Raw genomic sequence first — 1,552 nt, 5'->3', positions numbered from 1 at the left:
GCCGATTGCGTTGACAAAGTCGGCATCCAGATGGGCTGAGACAGCGACGAACTTCGCCTTGTTGAGATTAGGGCTATGGTGAGGTGTATCCTTTGAGCCCTCTCAGGCTTCTTGGGTCATATGAGGCCCCGTTGGCAGAACCAGCTTGGCAAGCTTCCTCAGGTTCTGGGCGGTGGCGGCCAGCAGGAACTCGTCCTGAGCCCCACAGGGACCCCGCAGCCGCAGGCGTCCCATCTTGAGGATCCGCTTGAGATGGGCAAACAGCATCTCGATGCGTTTGCGCCCTTGCCGCGACTGCTCGAAGGCCGGCGTGCCCCTCAAGGAGCGCGCCACTTCCCGGGCCTGCTCATGGATGCTGCGCGTGATCCTGCGGGCCGGCGTCTTGGGACAGCAGCGCTCCTTGAGGTGGCACGGACCACAGTCGAAGGTGCTGCCCAGATAAAGCCTGTTCGTGCCTTCATTCACGATGCGGCCACTGGTGGTCAGGGTCTTGCCTTCGGGACAGGTGTAGGTGTCCGCCTCAGCATCATAGCTGAAGTCAGATCGCGAGAAGGTGCCGTCCTGGCGCTCGGACTTGTCGATCACCGGAACATGCGGCTCGATCTTCTGCAAATCCAGGAGCCAGTGCAGCATCTCCGCTGAGCCGTAGGCACTGTCAGCCGCCAGCCGCTCGGGCTTGAGGCTAAAGCGCTCAGCCGTGCGCTCGAGCATGGCCCGCGCAGCTCCCACTTCGGCCTGGCGCACAGCCCGGGACGCTTCCACGTCCACGATCACGGCTGACTTGAGGTCGATGAGGTAGTTGTCGGCATAGGCAAAGAACGCCGGACCGCGCATGGCCCCGGTCCACTGGGCTGCCGGATCAGAGGGCGAGACGAACTTCGGCTCAACGTCGGTGGCCGCACCCCAGGCCGCTTCGTCGAGGGTGGCGAGATACTCGCGAACGGCCCGTGGAGCGTCCTGCGTGTGATCCTGCGCGACCCATTCACCTCCGGGAAGGGAACGCTGCTTGTTGGCGTCAGCCTGGATCAGACTAGCATCGACCGCAAAGCCTTCACCACCCACCAGCCCCTCATCCAGGCAGCGCTGCACCACCGCCTCGAACAGGTGACGGAACAGGTCAGACTCGCGAAAGCGCCCGTGCCGGTTCTTGGAGAAGGTGGAGTGGTCGGGCACCTTGCCCTCCAGCCCGAGGCGGCAGAACCAGCGGTAAGCCAGGTTCAGATGCACTTCCTCACACAGCCGCCGCTCAGAGCGGATGCCGAGGCAGTAGCCGACGATCAGCATGCGGATCATCAGCTCGGGATCAACGGAGGGGCGGCCAGTGGCACTGTAGTAGGCAGCCAGACGCTGGCGCAGCCCCGAGCAGTCGACGAAGCGGTCGATGCGCCTCAGCAGGTGATCGCAGGGAACGTGATCCTCAAGCCGGAACTCGTAGAACAGACTCTCCTGCATCACGAGACGCTCGCCCATCATGGCCCGATCTCCCTGCTGAGAATGCCCAATCAGGGAATCACGATCCGCCGCCGATCACGAGGACTTTTTCAACGAAATC

The 1,552-nt window shown here is 63.1% G+C and carries 1 protein-coding gene; it reads right to left on the bottom strand.

All coding sequences use genetic code 11. The annotated features are described in order from the left end of the window. Positions 1–102 precede the first annotated feature (102 nt). Positions 103–1,473, bottom strand: a complete 1,371-nt coding sequence (locus ACUXUR_RS26725) for a transposase (RefSeq protein WP_445505377.1) — start codon at positions 1,471–1,473, stop codon at positions 103–105. Between the last annotated feature and the right edge of the window lie 79 nt (positions 1,474–1,552).

It is taken from the genome of Microvirga medicaginis (genome assembly GCF_052658925.1).
This window is presented reverse-complemented; position numbering and strand designations above follow the sequence as displayed.

Coding starts and splice junctions, on each gene's coding strand:
- ACUXUR_RS26725 (WP_445505377.1), bottom strand. CDS start 1,473: ATGATGGGCGAGCGTCTCGTGATGCAGGAGAGTCTGTTCTACGAGTTC.